22 protein-coding genes are annotated in these 18,889 nt (G+C 32.3%); 5 read left to right on the forward strand and 17 right to left on the reverse strand.

The window, feature by feature from the left end:
* Window positions 1–1,920, forward strand: coding sequence for a discoidin domain-containing protein (locus tag SOM12_RS04850; RefSeq protein WP_320492612.1), 1,920 nt, complete (start codon window positions 1–3; stop codon window positions 1,918–1,920).
* 166 nt (window positions 1,921–2,086) lie between these two features.
* Window positions 2,087–3,478: a M20/M25/M40 family metallo-hydrolase gene (locus tag SOM12_RS04855; RefSeq protein WP_320492613.1), complete on the forward strand. Its 1,392-nt coding sequence runs from the start codon at window positions 2,087–2,089 to the stop codon at window positions 3,476–3,478.
* A 55-nt stretch (window positions 3,479–3,533) separates the two neighbouring features.
* Here SOM12_RS04855 and SOM12_RS04860 read toward each other — a convergent pair whose 3' ends face one another.
* The 17 genes from SOM12_RS04860 to SOM12_RS04940 form a co-directional block, all read right to left on the reverse strand.
* A complete protein-coding gene (locus tag SOM12_RS04860; RefSeq protein ID WP_320492614.1) occupies window positions 3,534–3,836 on the reverse strand; it encodes a hypothetical protein in 303 nt (100 codons plus the stop codon).
* Between the two features lie 5 nt (window positions 3,837–3,841).
* Window positions 3,842–4,294, reverse strand: coding sequence for a hypothetical protein (locus tag SOM12_RS04865; RefSeq protein WP_320492615.1), 453 nt, complete (start codon window positions 4,292–4,294; stop codon window positions 3,842–3,844).
* A gap of 91 nt (window positions 4,295–4,385) precedes the next feature.
* Entirely contained in the window at window positions 4,386–5,063 is a 678-nt protein-coding gene (locus SOM12_RS04870) for a YiiX family permuted papain-like enzyme (protein ID WP_320492616.1), read from the reverse strand.
* A gap of 99 nt (window positions 5,064–5,162) precedes the next feature.
* Entirely contained in the window at window positions 5,163–6,068 is a 906-nt protein-coding gene (locus SOM12_RS04875) for a hypothetical protein (protein ID WP_320492617.1), read from the reverse strand.
* Window positions 6,069–6,090: 22 nt separating this feature from the next.
* Window positions 6,091–6,909, reverse strand: a complete 819-nt coding sequence (gene kdsA / locus SOM12_RS04880; protein WP_320492618.1) for a 3-deoxy-8-phosphooctulonate synthase — start codon at window positions 6,907–6,909, stop codon at window positions 6,091–6,093.
* Between the two features lie 238 nt (window positions 6,910–7,147).
* Window positions 7,148–7,480, reverse strand: coding sequence for a hypothetical protein (locus SOM12_RS04885; protein ID WP_320492619.1), 333 nt, complete (start codon window positions 7,478–7,480; stop codon window positions 7,148–7,150).
* Window positions 7,481–7,500: 20 nt separating this feature from the next.
* Complete coding sequence (locus SOM12_RS04890) at window positions 7,501–7,947, reverse strand: 2-dehydro-3-deoxyphosphooctonate aldolase (RefSeq protein WP_095927739.1); 447 nt, start codon at window positions 7,945–7,947, stop codon at window positions 7,501–7,503.
* A gap of 20 nt (window positions 7,948–7,967) precedes the next feature.
* Entirely contained in the window at window positions 7,968–8,654 is a 687-nt protein-coding gene (locus tag SOM12_RS04895) for a lysoplasmalogenase (protein ID WP_320492620.1), read from the reverse strand.
* Window positions 8,655–8,662: 8 nt separating this feature from the next.
* Window positions 8,663–9,934, reverse strand: coding sequence for a sterol desaturase family protein (locus SOM12_RS04900; RefSeq protein ID WP_320492621.1), 1,272 nt, complete (start codon window positions 9,932–9,934; stop codon window positions 8,663–8,665).
* A 175-nt stretch (window positions 9,935–10,109) separates the two neighbouring features.
* A complete protein-coding gene (locus SOM12_RS04905) occupies window positions 10,110–10,385 on the reverse strand; it encodes an ATP-dependent Clp protease adaptor ClpS (protein ID WP_095927736.1) in 276 nt (91 codons plus the stop codon).
* Between the two features lie 36 nt (window positions 10,386–10,421).
* Entirely contained in the window at window positions 10,422–11,255 is an 834-nt protein-coding gene (gene prmA / locus SOM12_RS04910; protein ID WP_095927735.1) for a 50S ribosomal protein L11 methyltransferase, read from the reverse strand.
* Window positions 11,256–11,454: 199 nt separating this feature from the next.
* Window positions 11,455–12,207 carry a triose-phosphate isomerase gene (gene tpiA, locus SOM12_RS04915; protein WP_095927734.1) on the reverse strand — a complete coding sequence of 251 codons (753 nt, stop codon included), beginning with the start codon at window positions 12,205–12,207 and terminating at the stop codon, window positions 11,455–11,457.
* Between the two features lie 91 nt (window positions 12,208–12,298).
* Window positions 12,299–12,796, reverse strand: a complete 498-nt coding sequence (locus SOM12_RS04920) for a TlpA family protein disulfide reductase (RefSeq protein WP_320492622.1) — start codon at window positions 12,794–12,796, stop codon at window positions 12,299–12,301.
* A gap of 324 nt (window positions 12,797–13,120) precedes the next feature.
* A complete protein-coding gene (locus SOM12_RS04925; RefSeq protein WP_095927847.1) occupies window positions 13,121–13,780 on the reverse strand; it encodes an alpha/beta hydrolase in 660 nt (219 codons plus the stop codon).
* Between the two features lie 56 nt (window positions 13,781–13,836).
* Window positions 13,837–14,865 carry a hypothetical protein gene (locus tag SOM12_RS04930; RefSeq protein ID WP_320492623.1) on the reverse strand — a complete coding sequence of 343 codons (1,029 nt, stop codon included), beginning with the start codon at window positions 14,863–14,865 and terminating at the stop codon, window positions 13,837–13,839.
* Between the two features lie 117 nt (window positions 14,866–14,982).
* Window positions 14,983–16,083, reverse strand: a complete 1,101-nt coding sequence (locus tag SOM12_RS04935; RefSeq protein WP_320492624.1) for a BT_3928 family protein — start codon at window positions 16,081–16,083, stop codon at window positions 14,983–14,985.
* A gap of 93 nt (window positions 16,084–16,176) precedes the next feature.
* Window positions 16,177–16,719, reverse strand: a complete 543-nt coding sequence (locus SOM12_RS04940) for a DUF1599 domain-containing protein (RefSeq protein ID WP_095927730.1) — start codon at window positions 16,717–16,719, stop codon at window positions 16,177–16,179.
* 226 nt (window positions 16,720–16,945) lie between these two features.
* On the opposite strand from SOM12_RS04940, the gene folP reads away from it, so the two are divergent.
* The 3 genes from folP to SOM12_RS04955 all read left to right on the forward strand — a co-directional run bounded on the left by folP (window position 16,946) and on the right by SOM12_RS04955 (window position 18,874).
* A complete protein-coding gene (gene folP / locus SOM12_RS04945) occupies window positions 16,946–17,770 on the forward strand; it encodes a dihydropteroate synthase (RefSeq protein WP_095927846.1) in 825 nt (274 codons plus the stop codon).
* A 76-nt stretch (window positions 17,771–17,846) separates the two neighbouring features.
* Window positions 17,847–18,245, forward strand: coding sequence for a hypothetical protein (locus SOM12_RS04950; RefSeq protein ID WP_141248103.1), 399 nt, complete (start codon window positions 17,847–17,849; stop codon window positions 18,243–18,245).
* The gene (locus SOM12_RS04955; protein ID WP_095927728.1) at window positions 18,242–18,874 is read left to right on the forward strand and encodes a hypothetical protein; all 633 of its coding nucleotides are present in this window, start codon (window positions 18,242–18,244) and stop codon (window positions 18,872–18,874) included. The genes SOM12_RS04950 and SOM12_RS04955 overlap by 4 nt, the downstream gene beginning before the upstream one ends.
* Window positions 18,875–18,889 lie beyond the last annotated feature (15 nt).

Here is an 18,889-nt window from a genome sequence, read left to right on the forward strand (position 1 = left end):
ATGAAGAATATATATAAACAATTTAAGCCAATTTTATTGCTTTCGATGCTTTTCGGAAGTAGTCTTTCGGCACAAAATTCTGGTAAAACAGAATGGTTTGACCCTAGCAGACCAGCAACAACATATTGTAATCCGATAAATATTGGGTACAATTTTACGACTCATAATCACAACGGAATTCCAGAATCACGCCGTTCAAGCGCGGACCCAGTAATTATTACTTATAAAGGCGAATATTATTTATTTGCAACCAATCAGGCTGGTTTCTTTTGGAGTAAAGACATGTCAGACTGGAATTTTGTTTACGGAAGTTTCCAGAGACAGCCAGGAGATGACGACCAATGTGCTCCAGCAGCATGGGTTGTAAATGATACTTTGTTTTATGTAGGTTCAACTTGGAAAAGAGATCATCCGATTTGGAAAACGGCAGATCCGAAATCGGGAAGATGGACACGTCACGTAGACAAAGCAATGCTGCCAACTTGGGATCCAGCGATTTTTCAAGATGATGACAAAAAAGTATATATGTACTACGGCTCAAGCGGAAAATTACCACTTGTAGGTGTTGAGGTTGATTATAATACTTGGCTTCCAAAAGGAAATCAAGCAGACTATGCAGAATTGTATAAAGCGACAGAAGTAGAGGATATTCAGAAAGTTTATGGACAAGTTAAGGAAGTCGCTATTTTGGATCCTTCGGCTCACGGATGGGAGCGTTTTGGACCAAATAACGATATGGAACCTGCACCTTGGGGGAATTTTATTGAAGGAGCTTGGATGACAAAACATAACGGAAAATATTACATGCAATATGGAGCGCCTGCTACCGAATTTAAAGGCTACGCAAATGGTGTTCATGTTGGAGATAATCCGTTAGGGCCATTTACGTACCAAAAACATAATCCGATGTCATATAAACCAGGCGGATTTGTAATTGGAGCAGGACACGGAAATACTTTCGCAGATAATTATGGAAATTACTGGAATACAGGAACGTGCAAAATCTCTATTAAAGATCGTTTTGAGCGTCGTATAGATATGTTTCCTGCCGGATTTGATAAAGATGATGTAATGTATTCGATCACAGCTTATGGGGATTTTCCAATTGTATTGCCAACAGCCCAACGTGATCAAACAAAAGGAGCTTCTTCTGGATGGATGCTGCTTTCCTATAAAAAGCCTGTAACGGTTTCTTCTTCAGAAGAATGTATGGAAGTAGAAACGCACAGAATGGATAATGGCGGTAAAAAAGTATATGAGAAATTCTGTTATGGACCAGAAAATCTTACCGATGAAAACATTCAAACCTATTGGTCTGCAAAAACTAGCAATCCAGGAGAATGGCTTCAAATGGATTTAGGAAGACAAATGGAAATTAATGCTCTTCAGATTAATTATGCAGACCATAAAGCAACGCAGTTTAATAAAGCAATGGATATCTATTATCAATATAAAATCTATATGTCTGATGATGCTCAAAATTGGACTTTGGTTGTAGATAAATCTAAAAATGATAAAGATGCACCTCATGATTATGTAGAGCTTTCAAAATCTATTAAAGCGCGTTACATTAAAATGGAGAATATTCATAATGCATCTGGTTTATTTGCAATTTCAGATTTTAGAGTTTTTGGAAATGGATTGGCAGCAAAACCAAAAGCTGTTGCTTCTTTTAAAGTAGACAGAAACAAGGCAGATTCTAGAAACGCTATGATTTCTTGGAAAAAACAAGCTGATGCTATTGGTTATAATATTTATTACGGAATCGAACCAGATAAATTGTATAACAGCATTATGGTTTTCGGTGATAATACCTATGATTTTAGAGGTTTAGATAAAGGAACAAAATATTATTTTACGATTGAGCCTTTTAATGAAAACGGAATCGGAACGAAAAATAAGATTATTGAAGTTAAATAGTCTTTATTTAAAAAATCTGTAAAAGCTCTAATTGCAAATTGAAAAATTTGTAATTGGAGCTTTTTTTTGAGAAAAGGTTAAGAAAAAGAACTTAGAACTGTCAATAATTTTGTTCCTTTGTGAACGTGCCAAAAGCACTATAAACTCCAAAATTACTATCAAAACTATGAAAAAAACGATTCTTTTAACTGCATTAGTTTTAAGCGGATTGACATCTTTTGCTCAGACAAATGATGAAAAAAACATCAAATTATTTTATAAAAAAGCTTTAACCGAATCAAAATGTTACACTTGGTTAGAATATTTGTCTAACGATATCGGGGCTCGTTTGTCTGGATCTAAAGGTGCAGAACTGGCAGTTGACTATACTAAAAGACAATTAGAAAGTTTAGGACTAGATAAAGTTTATTTACAAGAAGTTATGGTACCTCATTGGGTACGTGGCGAAAAAGAAACGGCTTACATTCTTGATGGAAAAGTGAAAACTACTGTGCCGATTTGTGCACTTGGGGGTTCTGTAGCTACTGCAAAAACAGGTCTTACAGCAGAAATAATCGAAGTTCAAGGAATTAAAGAACTAAATGAACTTGGAGCAGATAAAGTAAAAGGAAAAATTGTTTTTTATAACAGACCAATGAATCCTGAAAATATTGAAACTTTTACGTCTTATGGAGCTTGCGTAGACCAAAGATATGCTGGAGCAAAAGAAGCTGCAAAATTAGGTGCGGTTGGAACAATTGTTCGTTCTATGAATTTACGTTTAGACGATTTCCCTCATACAGGTACTCAAAGCTACGGTGATTTGCCAAAAGAACAATATATTCCAACAGCTGCTATTAGTACAAATGGAGCAGAATTGTTGAGTAAAACTTTAAAAAGAAATCCAGCTTTGAAATTTTATTTTAAACAATCTTGCGAAACTTTACCAGATGCATTGTCTTATAATGTAATTGGTGAATTGACAGGAAGTGTAACTCCAGAAAACATTATGGTTGTTGGAGGACATTTAGATTCTTGGGATTTAGCAGATGGTTCTCATGATGATGGAGCAGGAGTAGTGCAGAGCATGGAAGTAATTCGTATTTTGAAAAACTTAAATTATAAGCCAAAAAATACGATTCGTGTGGTATTGTTTATGAACGAAGAAAATGGCGGAAAAGGTGGAGCTAAATATGAAGAGGTTTCAAAACAAAATAAAGAAAACCACATTTTTGCTTTAGAAAGTGATTCAGGCGGATTTTCTCCAAGAGGATTTTCAATTGAAGCAGATGATGCTAATTTGAAAAAGATTCAAGGTTACAAAGACCTTTTTGAGCCTTATTTGGTACACAGTTTCACAATTGGCCATGCAGGTTCAGATATTAGTTATTTGACTTCTCAAGCTATTGTAAAAGCAGGTTTAAAACCAGATTCTCAGCGTTATTTTGATTATCACCACGCAGCAAACGATAAATTTGATGCAATCAATAAAAGAGAGCTTGAACTTGGTGCAGCGACAATGACCACATTAATGTATTTATTAGACCAAAACGGAATTGAAACTAAAAAAGCAAATTAAGTTTCAGAATAAGATACAAAAAGCCATAAGTTTTTACTTGTGGCTTTTTTTTATGTCAAGATTTCATCACAACTAAATAATAAAAATAGAGGATTGGAATATTTGAAAATAAGATTAGAAGCTTCACTCCAAGATCTTTTCGCTGTTCTGAGAGATGAATAAATAAATCTGTCAAATGCACAAACATAATTGCATTTACAATTATTGCTCCTAAAGCGAAAGGCCATGCAATAACTAATACCATAGCATTTCCGTTTGAAACGATGTAAAGAATAAATAGAATTGTACTGATTGCAAATGTGCCAATAGCTAATTCTGTAGACTGTTTTTCTTCAGAAGGATTATAAATTGTTTTCATGATTTTTAAATTTTAAAAGTTTGCTGAATAGTTTGAATTGGCAAAAAAAGCATTTTTGAAAAATCGAGGTAATGAAAGGCATTTGCCTTTTTCCCTCTTTTAAATTGCTGAATGAAATAGCTCATACGTTTCGGATAAAAAATAGTGCCTGTTAGTATGACCATAAACAAATACAAGCTTTTCTTTCCATTTCCGAGTAAATAATACTGCATTCCGATTTCTTCATAAACTGAAATTCCCGTATTGGTCAGAACATGAATGATGTCGTGATCTTCCAGTTTTTCTTGGATATCAAAATGATTTTTATAAAGAAAACTACCCAAGCTAAATCCTAGGCTTTCTTCAGGGTAATCCATTAAAAGACCTTTCTCAATATTCCAAGGCTGGTTCTTCTTGAAATATTTTTGATACGGTTTTTTAGAACATTCATACAGTTTTTCAATCAAATAATCTTTCATAGGTTAACTTTTTGTAAAGTTCTTTGAATTTCAAAGTAAATAGATAAATAAAAAAGCTAGAAACAATAAAGCAATCTAGCTTTTTAAAATATTAATAAGTGTCTATTACAGTTTTTAAAATAGTAGAATCGGCAAGGTCAGAAGGAGCAACGACTTTTTCCTGTAATGGTATATTGTTACCATAACGTTCTTTTAGTATTTTCTGAACTCTCGGATCTTGCAAATTAAAATCTTTCAATTCTCTAAGTGGAGACAATTCGATTCCTGCAGCATTTTTATAAATTTTCCAGATCAATTCAGAGCAATATATCCTGTTATCAGTCCATTCAAAATAAGCATCATATTCTTTACCGTCAAACTGCTGGCTGTAGTCTTTCATTTTTTGTAAAACTTCTGGTTTTAAAACAGTATCGTCTTTTAGTCGTTTAACAACATATTTATGATCTTTTCCATGTTGGATCCAATCTTCCAACGGAGTAAGCTTTACAGGCTGAACAGCTTCAAAAACAAACCATTTTCCGTTAATGTCATAAATGATTCCACAATGAGAAAACTTCGAATTTGTCGCAATGCGAACTGCTTCACACTGTTTAGATTCTGATGTTTGAAAAATAAGATCTCCGTCTTTAAACTTGCTAACAGCTGTTTTTTCTGTTTTGGATGTTCCAGTAAACGGATTATTCGGAAAAACTTTTATAGCCACGAATAAGGCACAGCCAAAGCTTAAGAAAAAAGTAATAATCGGAAATAAATATTTTTTGTTTTTCATAAAGTAAAATTTAAAGTACTTTGAAGTACAAAGTAAATGATAAAAAAAATAGCTGCCAAATAAAATGATAGCTATTTTCTAAATATATTTTACGAAATATTAGAGTCTAAAAATACCTCCAACAGCAATAATTCTTTGAAAATAAGTAAAGTGCTGAGAAGCTTTATCTTCATTGCTAGTAGTTGTTCTAATGTCTTGCATATTGATGTAACCACCTTTTAGTTCTCCCTGAATATAGAAATGCTTGAAGAAAGTAACGTTTAAACCAGCTTTTGCAGAAACACCATAACCAGAAACGTGAAAATCATCGTGACGTTCTTTACCTAAAAGAGTAGTATTTGTTTTAGGATATAAAACTCCAGCGCCAATACCTTCGGTTAAGTTAATCTGAACTTTATCAATATTTGGTAATCCAAACCATTTAGAAACATCATCAAATCTTGCAACTTCCGTATTAATGTAGTTTAAACCATCTGTATGTTCGTACATTAAAAAAGCTGGACCATTTACATTTATTTCACCATTGCCATAACCGCCTTCTTTCGCTCCTCCTTGAGACATATCTACAGGAGTATTGTTGTAATTACCATTGTAAATTGACGCGGGATCATCTGCAGGTAAATTGATGTTTCCGGTAACATTTGCGATTTGATTCTGTGACATTACATATTTCATATGGTCAACACCAATTGTAACACTATAATGATCACTAAAAAAGTAACCCAATCTCAAATTGGTTTGAGGAATAGTCATGTTAACAGGATTGATGTAATCAACATGCCATCCTTTTGGTTTGTCATGAGCAGCCATATTCTCAACTGTAAAGTTGTAATCTTTACCTCTAAAGTTTACATCAGATTTTGAGTAGCTTTCTCTGTTACCACCCCACATAACAAAGAATTTTCCTTTATTATGGGCAGCATATTTTTGTACTGGTATTTCTTCCTGAGCAAATGTGTTTAAAGAAACGCAAGTCAGTAAGAAAAATAAAATTTTTGTTTTCAAAGAACTTAAGTATTATAAAAAATTAAAATGAGTTAACCGTTTTTCTAATAGCTACTAATTTGTTCATCAAACCTTCAAAATAGTCTAAATGAAGCATATTAGCACCATCACTTTTTGCATTTGCAGGATCAAAGTGTGTTTCGATAAAAATACCGTCAACACCAACTGCGATACCAGCTTTTGCTACTGTTTCAATCATGTCAGGTCTTCCGCCTGTAACCCCAGCAGTCTGATTTGGCTGTTGTAAAGAGTGTGTTACATCTAGAACTGTAGAAGCATATTGCTGCATAGTAGGAATACCTCTAAAATCAACAATCATGTCTTGGTAGCCAAACATAGTACCACGATCTGTAACCATAACATTCTCATTATTACAGTCTAAAACTTTTTGAACAGCATGTTTCATGCTCTCCGGACTCATAAATTGTCCTTTTTTCAAGTTTACCACTTTTCCGGTATTGGCAGCAGCCACAACAAGATCGGTCTGGCGTACTAAAAATGCAGGAATCTGTAAAACGTCAACGTATTGAGCTGCCATGTCAGCATCTTCGTTTGTATGGATATCTGTTACAGTTGGAACATGAAAAGTTTCTGAAACTTTTCTTAAGATTTTTAAAGCTTTTTCGTCACCAATGCCCGAAAAACTGTCAATTCTAGAACGGTTTGCTTTTTTGAAAGATCCTTTAAATACATAAGGAATCTGAAGTTTGTCGGTAATACCAACTAATTTTTCAGCAATTCGCAACGCCATTTCTTCTCCTTCGATAGCACAAGGCCCTGCCAATAAAAAGAAATTTCCGCTGTCAGTATGCTTAATTTGTGGAATATGTTGTAAGTTCATAAAATTATTTTTTGCACTGCAAAGGTAGTTATGATTTATGAATAGCAGATGAAGATTTAAGATTATTTTAAGAACTCGAATAGCTGACTAGGAGCTGAGTAGAATTAACGAATTGCTAAAATTTCTTTAAAACCATTAAGTGCTTTTTCCGTGGCAATATTAAAGCATCAAAAGAAACTAATAAATGACATTTATCATGTTCTAAAGTTTTACAGTTTAATGCAAGAAATAGTAAGATTTATATCCTATTTCTTTTTGCTCGCCATCTCCTTATTATAAATTGAATTGCAAGAATCAATATAAGAACAAAAAGTAAAAAGAAACAAGCTACAGCCATTCCAAAAAGTGGCATGCCACATCTCATAGGATTTGGATATCGTTCATATTGTTTAGAAAAATTATAATCAGCAATATTAAAAGCCACAAGAGAAAGTACAATTTGCAGGATAAAATTGATCCAAGAAATTTGGCTGAATTTAAATGATGCAGGTCTATAGATAGAAAATGTTCCCCAGATTAACTGTGATAATACGGGTAAAATAATCAGCAATAACGGTAGTATAGTAAGCATAATCATGATCTGAGATTATTCTATTTCAACCTCAATCCCATCGGAACCATTAAAATCCCTTTTTCATAAATATTCAAATAGAGTTTTACAGGCTTTTTCTGCCCTTCCCATTTCAATTCATAAACATTCAAAAATCCAGCGCCCATATTGCTTCTTTTGGTTGGAAACGGGCAACAAGTTTCTAATCTAGTATACGTAATTTTTTCGCCATTAGGACCAGCCAAAGCATTTAAGAAACGGGTTTCGTTTAAAGTCTCACTATTTGTATTTTGAAAAAATATATTAACAGGATAATCAGGATCATAACCGTACTTTTTGTCTTTAGCAAATTGCGTTATAGCAAACGTATTGTCCTTCTTCAAAATCAAATCAGGCGCATTATCATCAACATTTTTTAAAGTCGATTTTGTGCTTACACAAGAAGAAGCAAAGATTACTAAAACAATTAAAAGTGCTATTTTTTTCATCATTGAGGTGGTTGGAAAAGTTAAACTGTTTGCTGTTCTTTTTTTGGATTTAGTTTTAAAACACCAACTACAATCAGATATTGTGCCAGAAGATAAGTTAACATAATAAAAAAGGAGCTTTTAGGAATTGGAGCATAAAATTTATTTACAGCCAAAATACTGTCAGAAATAATAAAGAAAACAGCCCCTAAAAACACAAGCTGATTTCCCGGTTTTTCCCACACTAAAAATCCGTTGAAAGCAAATAAAAGCATAATTGAAATTATCGAAGCGTAAATAGAGACAGGAATTTCAAGATCTCCTAAATGGGGCATTAATAGAGAAACCATCCCGATTAAATAGACTGCAATTAATATACTGCCAAATATAAAAATAGGTTTGTTTTGCTTTTTTCTAATTCTTTTCTGCTTATTGAAAAGAATGCAGTAGATGATATGTGCAGATAGGAAACATACGAGTCCTAGAATAAAATAAATTTCACCAAGATCTGAAAAAAGTAAAATAACATCTCCAAGCCAAGAGAGCACAAGCGCAGCTAATAAAATATTCTGCGTTGGAAAACTTCTATAAAAGTAAGCGCCAAACCCAATAATTGGTATTAGAATGGGTTTGAGAAAAAGATCAAAACGTTCGTGCCCAGTGAGCAGGATAATGAGGTAAACCACACTAAATGCAGCGTAAATTTTAAAAAAAGATGAGTTTCTCATAATAGGGGTTATGAATTGGTATATTGGTTTTGGTTGGTTTTAAAGTCAAAATTAACAAAATAAAGTGTTGTTAAAAAAGATAAAATCAGGTAGGTAAAAATAATGTAATTACTAATTGGAATTGTACGATTTAGCCCAAACCAGTCTCCGTAATAGCCAATAATACCAATTACTATTGCTAGTCGGATGCCTTCCCATAAGAGAGCAAATCTACTTTTGTCCATTAGCTCTGTGTAACTATATATGGTTACGAAAATAAAAAAACCGTAGATAAAAATATTTGGCAGACCAATTTTGGCAATATTTTCAAATAGATAGCTTACAAATAGTAAGGTTATTAAAACTTGTAAGACCGACCAGTAAATTAATTTTTGAGAGTTTTGAGTGCCGTATTTCTCAAAATTAAAAACATTTTCAATTTTGTTTACAGGATATTTTTCTTCAAAATTTTCGGGGCGCCAGCCTGTTGGTTTAAACCAAATGGTGAGTTTGTCTTTCCATTTTGGAGCGCGCCAGGCATCTTTTATAAGTAAGCTCAAATGCTGAAAATTTATTTTAATAGGATTCCAGGTATTGGCAGGTCTTGTGATTCCGAAAACCGGTGGAACTTCGTCTAATTCTTCTTGGAAAGTGCCAAAAAGTTTATCCCAAAAAATAAAAATCTGAGAGTGGTTTTTGTCTAGGTATTCTGAATTAATAGCATGATGCACCCGATGATGCGAAGGAGTTACTAAAATATGCTCCAAAAAGCCCATTTTTTTGATGTGTTTGGTATGATACCAAAATTGCAAAAATAAGTGAATAGGAAGCGTTATCGCAATTACTGAAGCAGGAACACCCAGTAAAGCAGCAGGAATCAATAAAAAAGTAAAGAGATTAACCAAACTAGCAATGGGCTGACGTAATGCGCAGGCAAGATTAAATTCTTCACTGCTGTGATGAATAGCATGTTTGTTCCAAAGAAAATTAATCTGATGCGCTAGTCGATGACTCCAATATCCGTAGAAATCAATCACAAAAAAGGCTATGAAATAGGAGAGAACATTGGCTTCTAAGTGCTGTAATGCAATTTTAGAAACTAGCCATTCATAAGAAAGAAAAGTAATACTGAGTCCTAAAACATCTTTTACCGAATTGGTAATGCCAGAACTAATGCTCGATACGCTGTCTATAAGTGGCGCCGTATCGTTTTTTACATAAATGCCGTATATTTTTTCAATGATAATTAAAGTCAAAAAAATGGGCATTGCAATAATCAATATCTTTCCATATTCTTCCATAAAAAAAGCATTCTATTTCGTTCAAATATAGAATAAAATCGAATGCTTTTTAAATTATTGTTAAATTAAACGGTTTTTAATGTGATATTTTGATTTAAAATAAGACAAATAAAAACGCATTCTATTTTATTCGAATATAGAACAAAACAGAATGCGTTTTTAAATTATGGATCAATTAGACAATTTCGGCGCTAAGTCCAGCTTCCAAAAGTTGTGTGCATTGAGGTTTAAGCTTTTCAATCGGACCAGTTTTTACAGTGCATTTTCCGTTGTAATGAACAATCAAAGAGCATTGTTCAGCTTGTTCAGCCGTATGGTCGCAAACACGCATAAGAGTATCGATTACGTGATCAAAAGTGTTTACATCATCATTATAAACAATGATCTCGTTATTAAAAGCAATGGCTTCTTTTTCGCGAACTCTTTCTCTTACTTTTTCTTTAGTACTCATATCTTATAGGTTTTGTACTGAATTGATTATCAGTATCTAATTTACGTATTTTAAAGATACCCAGTTGTTTCTTTGAAGCTTTTTAACATAAGTTAATCCCTTTTCAACGCATGAAGCGTCAATAAATGGAATGTCTTCTTCATAAAAACCGCTAAAAAGAATAATTCCTTTTGGGTTCAAAGCATCAACATAAGCCTGCATATCGTTCAACAAAATATTTCTGTTGATATTGGCAATGATTAAATCGTATCTTTTACCCGCTAATAAAGCCGCATCGCCCTCATAAACGCTGATATGTTTACAATTATTGCGTTCGGCATTTTCAATAGAATTTAAATAACACCAATTGTCAATATCAATGGCATCGATAGGTTCAGCGCCTTTCATTTCTGCTAAAATAGCTAAAATGGCAGTTCCGCACCCCATATCAAGTGTTTTTAAGCCTTTTACATCCATTTCCAATAAATGCTGAATCATCATATGAGTAGTTTCATGATGGCCAGTACCGAAACTCATTTTAGGTTCGATCAAAATATCAAACTCAGCGTCAGTTTTTGGGTGAAAAGGAGCTCTTACGTGGCATTTTCCATCAACATCGATTGGTTCGAAGTTTTTTTCCCATTCTTCGTTCCAGTTTACCTGATCGATTTCTTCAATGGTATATTCAATTTTAAACTCTTCAGATTGTAAAATGTAAATATCATCCAGAATATTCTCATCCCATAAATCTTTCTTCACAAAAGCCGAGATTCCGTTTTCTGTTTCTGTAAAACTTTCAAACGCTTTTTCGCCCAATTCAGCAACTAAAATTTCTGATCCTAATTCTTTCGGCTCAATCGTAAAATGATATCCTAAATAGATGTTTGACATAAATAAAAATTTTTGCAAAGGTAATTCTTAAATTATAAACTTCAATTCAAAAATTCCAAATTCCAATACAAAAAAACCATTCGCACCGCGAATGGTTTTTTTGTAAAATCTAAAATCTAAAATCTAAAATCTAAAATCTAAAATCTAAAATCTAAAATCTAAAATCTAAAATCTAAAATCTAAAATCTAAAATCTAAAATTAGATAGCAGTTACAATAGCTAAGAAATCGTCAGCTTTTAAAGCAGCACCTCCAATTAAGCCACCATCTACGTCTGGTTTAGAGAAGATTTCTTTAGCGTTTTCTGGTTTTACAGAACCACCGTATAAAATAGAAACTTCATCAGCGATTTCAGCTCCAAAAGCTTTACGGATAGTTTCTCTGATAAATTCATGCATTTCTTGTGCTTGTTCTGGTGAAGCAGTTTCTCCAGTTCCAATAGCCCAAACTGGTTCGTAAGCTAAAACAATTTTAGACCAAGATTCTTTAGCAATATGGAAAACACCATCACGTAATTGATTTTCAACAATATTAAAGTGATTACCAGATTGACGATCTTTTAATTCTTCTCCAAAACAGAAAATAACTGTCATGTCATGTTTTAAAGCTGTATCAACTTTGTTTGCAATTAAAGCATCTGTTTCGTGGAAAATAGCTCTACGCTCAGAGTGACCTAAGATTACGGTGTTAACGCCAATGCTTGTTAACATATCTGCAGAAATTTCTCCTGTAAAAGCACCACCTTCAGCTTGGTGAACGTTTTGAGCAGAAACACCAATAGTTGTATTTTTTAATTTTGCAGCAGCAGCTTGTAAGTTTACAAAAGTTGGAGCTACAATTACTTGTGCATTTGTTTTAGCTGGAATTTTAGCCACTAATTCGTTTAATAATTCTTCAGTTTGCGCAGCATTTTTATGCATTTTCCAGTTTCCTGCAACAATCGATTTTCTCATTTTGGTAGTTTTATATTATTTTTTTGTTTTTTTGTTTTGAAAGAAGTCAAAATTTAAATTGAATTTTGACATTGATATTGTTATTAAAATATTATTTCAATGATTGTAAAGTAGAATTGATTTTCTCAAAATCAGTTTCAATCGCTCTGTATAAAACGATTTTTCCAGTTTTATCAACTACAATGTATCTTGGAATCCAGTCTAAGTCAATAGCTTTTCCAAAAAGCCCTTTCATGCCATCATTCATCATGTAATGATCGCCTTTATTTAACTCATGTTTTTCGATTCCAGCTTTCCATTTATCAGCCGTTTTATCAGCAGAAATGAATAAGTAAGACACATCAGGATTATTAGCTTGTAGCTCTTTTAATTTTGGCATTGCTTTCACACAATCACCACACCAAGAAGCCCAAACTTCTATCACTAAAGTTTTGCCTTTGTATTTTTTTAAGATGTTTTTGAATGTAACCTGACTTCCATCAGTGGCTAGTAATTTCTCAGACAGAGCTTCTTTAGAAAAAGCTGTTTTTTGAGCTTGTGAGCAAGAAAAAGAAATAAACGCAATTACGACTAGAACTAATTGTTTCATATTTGATTAAAATTATTTTTTATTAGGGTACTGAATTCACAAAGTTAAACAAACAAATTGAATGCCAATTGTAGATTAACAAAATTTGAAGAGTCGTTTATTTTGTAACAAATCGACGTTTTTTGGTTGAAAAAAGAGTATTGAAATCGTAATAGTTGAGGTAGGAAATGGTGTTTTTTCCTAATGGATGTGTTTTGCAAATAAAAAAATGATAAAAAATTTATTTTTGGAAAAAGATTTTAATCAAAAAAACGTCAGATTGCAATAAAAAAAGCCTTCAATAAAATCAAAATTATTGAAGGCTTCCTTTATGTTTTTCAATGCTTAATTTAATTCATAGTTGCCATTTGCCCATTTTTTGCTCGGAGCAATCCAATTGTCTGCAGCTTTGAACAAAAAGCCGTGTTTTAGACCTGTGTTAAGTTCAATTTCTTTAAAATGATCTATTTTACATTTCGAAGTTTCTTTTCTTTTAATGGCAGAAACTCCATAAATATCTGATTTTTCGTAAATGGTTAAAATATTGCCGCAGAAATTAATATCTGGAATTTCTTGAATATCAATATCTCTAAAGCATCCAATGAAAACAAAATTCACATCTGGATTAGAGAGATAAGTCGAAACATATTGGGCAATATAACCACCTTGTGAAGTTCCAATTACGGTAATATGATTTGGCGGAACCCCTTTTTTAATTAATGCTTTTACCTGTTTTACAATCTTTTCTGCGTACTCAGCAGAATTTGTGTTTTTCTTTCTTTTTTCACTAAAAACGATGAAATTATCTTTTCTGAATGATTCTAAAATTTCGTTGTATTCTGCTTTTCCATATTCGGCATGAGTTGCGTTTAAAGGATTTTCTTGAACAAATTTGTTATGAAAAAAGAAAATGTAACGCTGATCTCTATTAAAAGTTTTTTCTTGGCTGAAACCTGAAAAACTTAAAAAAAGAAAAAAGAAAGCAATGGAAAATACTTTTGGCATTAGTTTCATGGGTAGTTTTTTATGAAATAAAAGTAAATAGAAAAACAGAATAATTCTTATCTTTTTTTTCCTAAAAAAATGTAATTGAATGCATTTATAAAAAACGGAAATGTAACAATCACAATCCAGATTATAAATTGTTTCGGAACAAATTGATAATAGTAATTTAAAAAGAAAATAGTACTTATAAAAACGATACAAATTAAAGAATGTAAAGGCGAAACCTGATTATGTGAATACCTATTTATATGATCGCCTTTGAGTTTTCTTACGCTATTAAAATACTTTGAATTGAAAAATTTGCCCGGGCGTGGTATAAAACGAAACAACATGATAAAATTCTGAATGATATAAATACTCGAAATGCCTAATAGAAAATATTGGAGACCGAGATAAAGTATTTTTAATATGTTGGCAGTAATTTCGATTGGAGCTGGCTCATCAATAATATGAAGATTATCTACTGCAAAAAGAAACATAATAATAGAGCTCCAAATGCTCAAAATAAGCTTGTGCGTGTTTGATAAATGTGTATTTGTAAACGCATGAAAAATAGAAAACAGCGAAAACAACAAGCCAATTACCAGAAATGTCTGCATGACAATATTTGTGCTTGTGATGAAATCATAATCGATTGCCCAATAAATAACAGCGATGGATTGTAACAAAGTAATGCCTTCTGTCAGTTTCGGAATGATCCTGTATTTATAAAATAAAAGCGAAAAGATAAAATACAATACCAAGAAGATAGAAGGCCAAATTCGAATACTAAGGGTGAAAACGTCTCCTAATCCATGTCTACTGTGAGAATCTGCATTATTTATGAAGTTTAAAAATGCGAAGGCAATAAAGAAAGATACTAAACCAATAATTACTACAAGAACCCATCTGCTGGTAATTCTTTTACTTTCAAAAATTACTCCAGCCATCAGGGCCATTATATTAATTGGTATTAAATGACTGCCAGAAGTTGCTTTGATATAAGTATCATAAACAATGTAAACAAGTAACGCCGAAATAAACATAAAAAGCAAAGGATTTGAAAAAAATCTTTTGGTTAATTGCTGTGGTATTCTTGAAATCATAGTAGGGTAGGGTATCTTAAAGTTTAATTTGGGGTTTAAAATTTAGAAAACAAAACGCCAATTCAACTAAAACAAGAAGAATTGGCGTTGGTAAAAATGTATATCTATAGTGTATAATTACAATTTTAAATCATCAACATCGTTGTAATGCACTTTTTGAGCGATAGTTCCGTCATGTACCACAACAATGCTTGGGTTTGCTCTTTCGACCGTTTTTAAAGCTGTTCCGTCGCAGAAATAGAAATCAATGTCTAAAGTATATTCTTTTTTGGCTTTAGCAATTTCATCAGCTCCAGAAGCCGTCATTCCGATTACTTTGTAGCCTTTTGCTTTTGCATCTGCAGTAACTTTTGCTAATTTTTTCATTCCTTCTGGATTTGATAAATTCAAATCGTAAGTTACATAGATTAACAATTTTGGCTCTTTTAATAATTCTTCTTTATAATCAGAATCATCTTTTGTCATAGTAAAATCGTGAATAGGAGGAACGTAACCTTCAGAAATTACTTTGTCTTTACGATCCACAAAAACAGCACCTTCAGGAATATTCATTAAATCTTTCTCTGTAAATTCTTTGTCAACGCCATTTACTTTGTAGATAAAAATCATTTCTACAACCGATTTTGGAGCACCTTCTGGAATTTCCATTCCTTTCTCGATGTTTGTACCTACTTTATACGGACGGAAATCTTTGATTGGATTATGGTTAATAACCCAAACGGCCATAAAAACACATAAAACAATACTGATTAAAGTGATAATGTTAGTTGCCAATTTAGAGAATAAAGGTTTTACTAATTTTTTGTTGATGAATAAAATCAAGATAAAGAATAGTAAAACAATATCTTTTGTGAATGATTGCCAAGGCGTTAAATGTAAAGCATCTCCAAAACATCCACAATCTTTTACTACATCAAAATAGGCAGAATAGAAAGTAAGGAATGTAAAGAAAACAATTAGTAAAAGTAAAGCCCAAATCGTTAGTTTTGATTTATAGCCAACCAACAGCATAACGCCTAATACTACTTCTAAAATCACTAAAAAGATCGCCAACCCTAAAGCCAATGGCTCTAAAAACGGCATATTGAAAACTGGTTCACTGAAATATTCAGCCAGTTTATAAGAGAATCCAACAGGATCGTTTAGTTTGATTAGTCCGGAAATGATAAATAATACACCGACAAATAATCGGGAAAATTGAGTAATGATGTTTTTCATGGCAAATATTTAGGGTTTAAATTCCAAAACTAAAATTCCAAATTCCAATTTTTCAATAAAATTTTGGGATTTGGAATTTTTAAAATTGAAATTTTACTTGTTTATAGGGTTTAAGATTAAAGCAAACACAGAGTAATTAATCATATCCTGATAATTGGCATCGATACCTTCAGATACGATTGTTTTCCCTTTGTTGTCTTCAATTTGCTTAACGCGAAGGAGTTTCTGCAAAATTAGATCGGTTAAAGAACTTACGCGCATATCACGCCAAGCCTCGCCGTAATCATGATTTTTGGCCTCCATTAATTCTTTGGTCAATTTTACTTTAGCATCATATAATTCAGTTGCTTTTTCAACATCAAGATCGGGCTGATCAACAACGCCTAATTCTAATTGAATCAAAGCCATAATAGAATAATTAATGATTCCGATAAATTCTCCTTTTTCATCTTCATCCACTTTACGAACATCATTTTCTTGTAAACTTCTGATTCGTTGCGCTTTTATAAAAATTTGATCTGTTAGCGATGGCAATCTTAAGATTCTCCACGCGCTACCATAATCTTTCATTTTATTGATGAATAAGGTTCTGCAAACCTCGATAACATTATCAAATTCTTGGGAAGTATTCTTCATTTATATGCTGTATATTTGCTAAAATTTCTTCAAAAATAAGGATTAAATTAAAGAGTTTCAAGTTTCAGGTTTTCTTTGTTTCAAGTTTTTTCTAAACAAAGTGTTAACAGCAGTAACTTGAAACTAAAAAATGTTTCAAGTTTTAGGTTTCAAGTTTTAACTTTTCGAACTTACGCAATCTGCATCAACTTGAAACATGAAACATGAAACAAAAATAACAAAACGCATGACGATTAACTGCAAAGGTGAACTTATAAATTTATCGATTCCTAAAGTAATGGGAATCTTGAATATTACGCCGAATTCTTTCTTTGACGGAGGGAAATATAAAAACGAAGACGAAATAATTTCGCAAGTAGATAAAATGCTTTCTGAAGGCGCAACATTTATTGATATTGGAGCGTATTCCAGCAAACCAAGCGCTGAGTTTGTAACCGAACAAGAAGAAATTGACCGAATTGTTCCAGCAATAGAATTGATTTTAAAACACTTTCCAAAGACTTTATTATCTATTGACACTTTTAGGGCTGAGGTTGCAAAAGCAAGTATCGAAAGTGGTGCGGCTATTATAAATGATATTGCTGCAGGCGAATTGGATGAAAAAATGTTTGATGTAATTGCGCATTATAACGTTCCATATATCATGATGCATATGCGTGGAAATCCGCAGACGATGCAGAGTTTGACCCAATATGACGATATCATTAAAGAAATGCTTTTTTATTTTTCTGAAAAAGTGAAAAAAGCGAGAGCTTTAGGAATCAACGATTTGATTTTAGACCCTGGTTTCGGTTTTGCCAAAACAACCGATCAGAATTATGAAGTCATGCAAAAAATGGAACTTTTTAATCTTTTAGAATTGCCCGTTTTAGCTGGAATTTCAAGAAAATCAATGATTTATAAAACGCTGGATATTACGCCTCAAGAAGCCTTAAATGGAACAACTTTTCTGAATACAATTGCTTTGACAAAAGGCGCAAAAATTCTGCGTGTGCATGATGTGAAAGAAGCGGTGGAATGTGTTACTTTGTTTAATAAACTGAATAAATAGAATTCATTTTATTGTAGATAGATTTATGGAAAAGCCAAACATTTTAAATACTCTGAATATTCTCAAAAAAGTTGAAATGGGTGAAAACTCAACAATTTTACTATATTTCGGAAATATCCCTAATTGGAATCAAAATGATTTTTCTTATAATATTGGAGAATCTGTAGATCATTATGAAGTTGTAGAAGTAAATTTCGATCTGGAATACTCAGATAAAGTTGATTTATATTGGAAAATTCACAGATATATAGGGGAAAGATCTTTTATAACTGTTGAAAACAATTTTATAAGCTTATGGCGTGGAGAAATAACAGACTATGAGGAACAGTGGAATTATTTTGATGATTTGGATGACGAAATTCTGATTCTAAATTATAAAAAATATAACGTTGAAAAAACAATGCAAGATTGGAAAACAGATTATATGAAACTAGAAAAAAGATATTATTCATTATTAATAGAAAAAATGCAATGAAATACTTTACTCTAATTATAGTTTTCCTTCTTTTCTCCTGTGGAAAAAAAGAAGACGTTTTATTGCCAAAATCAAATGTTTCGATTGTAAAAGATGTACAAGATCATTCGCCGATTTACATTTTCTTTAAAAAAGAAGGAAAAGATACCATCGCCGATTTGAATAGAAAAAGTGCGATTATCTCAACCAATTGGATATTAAATATTGACAAGCGTTTGCCATTAAAAGTTGTAATTCCGCAGGTAATCAAAATGCAGGAAAAAAAGCGAGCTGACAGTGCTCACAAAAATGAAAATGCCGAAAATTATTATTCCTACGCAGATTCTATTGGGAAAAATCTAGCCTTTTTGCCTTTCACGAAAGTGTTTTATAAAATGGAGAAACCTACAGCAGGAAGTTTTGTGGTTTACTTTAGAAAAGGTAAAAAACAGGTTTTTATGGGAAATCAGGAAATAAAAATATCAGAAATACTAAAGCAGTTTTATAGTATAAAGTTTGATAAAGTACCAGATCTAGTATTTTTATTTGATAAGAACATGAGTTATGAAGAATATATTCAATATAAAATTCTACTTCAAAAAGACGTGACTTATAATCTTGACACACTTCCCGTAGAATTTATTTTCTAACTTGAAACTTTAAAC

Origin of the sequence: Flavobacterium sp. CFBP9031 (assembly GCF_034044945.1) — a bacterium.
Taxonomy (GTDB): domain Bacteria; phylum Bacteroidota; class Bacteroidia; order Flavobacteriales; family Flavobacteriaceae; genus Flavobacterium.